Genomic DNA, 1,121 nt, shown 5'->3' on the forward strand with positions numbered 1-1,121 from the left:
GCCTCGATTCTTCAGTGGGCTGTGCTGTGTGAGTGGCGCCGCGGTTTGCCCGTAATGTCCCCGGTGCGGTTGGGGCGGGCCGTCGCATGACGCTGCGGGGGCGCGGGTTCCACGGGCCCGGATGAGGCTCCTTTCTGGATCGTGGCGGTCGGGTCCGGCTCTCAGGTGAGAGCGGGCAGGTCGGTGAGGCGCTGCCAGGCCATGGCGAGTGCTTGGGCCCAGGGCCAGGTGCGCTCGAGGCGTAGGTGGCGGCGGCGGGCGTGGTGGGCCAGGCGGGCGGGCAGGTGGTAGAGCCGGTAGCGCATGGTGTCCGGTTCGGCGTGGGTCAGGCCATCCTGGTCGTGCAGGGTCAGCAGGCGCAGCCAGCAGTCCAGGTCGTGGCCGAGGTTGGCGGCCAGGATCCAGCCGGAGTTGACGGTCCAGTCCTTGCTGGGCAGGTTGCGCAGGCCCATCGCTTTGTCGGCGCGGACGCGGTCTTCGACGACGGCGTGGGCGCGGGCCAGTGCGTCCAGCCATTGCGGGTGGTGGGAGCCGGCGATGCCCCACATGCGGCCGATGTTGGTGGCGATGACCGAGTACTTCCAGCCGGTCCGGGTTTCGAAGGCGGTGAGGTTCTTGCGGTGCCGGGCCGACGGGCGGACCCGGCGCACCAGCAGCCGCATGTTCTCCGGCCAGCCTTGGCGCTGGTTGAGGCCGGTGAGCTCGGCCACGTGGTAGCCGGGCTGCAGGTCGCCGTCCTGGCGCAGGGAGTCGGTCCAGGCGGTGGCGGGCAGCCGGGCGATGGCCTGCTCGTCGAGGTCGGTGATCATCCAGCCGACCAGATACCGCACCGTGCGGCGGGCGGTGTTCAGCCCTTCCAGGTGGAGGAGCAGATCGTGGGTGGCGCCCGCACCGTCCACCCGGACCAGGATCTTGGCCTGACAGGAATTCGGGATCTGAGCCAGCGCCTCACGCAGCACCCGCAGGTGGTCGGCGACGGTGTTGCTGCCCGCATTGCCGGGGCGCAGCAGCATCGCCAGCGACTCTTGGGTGTTGGCACACCAGCAGGCCAGCGGGTGAAATCCGTAGGTTTTCTTGAACGTGACCGCTGCGCCGTTCTTGTCGGAGGCGGCGGTGATGAT

General features: G+C 69.9%; 1 protein-coding gene. It reads right to left on the bottom strand.

Features of this window, described 5'->3' with window-relative positions; all coding sequences use genetic code 11:
* Nucleotides 1-161: 161 nt before the first annotated feature.
* A partial coding sequence (locus tag V5E28_RS49000; RefSeq protein ID WP_336217190.1) for a transposase occupies nucleotides 162-1,121 on the bottom strand: 960 nt, incomplete at its 5' end.

The sequence above is a fragment of the Nonomuraea sp. LPB2021202275-12-8 genome (genome assembly GCF_037044575.1).
Lineage (GTDB): Bacteria > Actinomycetota > Actinomycetes > Streptosporangiales > Streptosporangiaceae > Nonomuraea.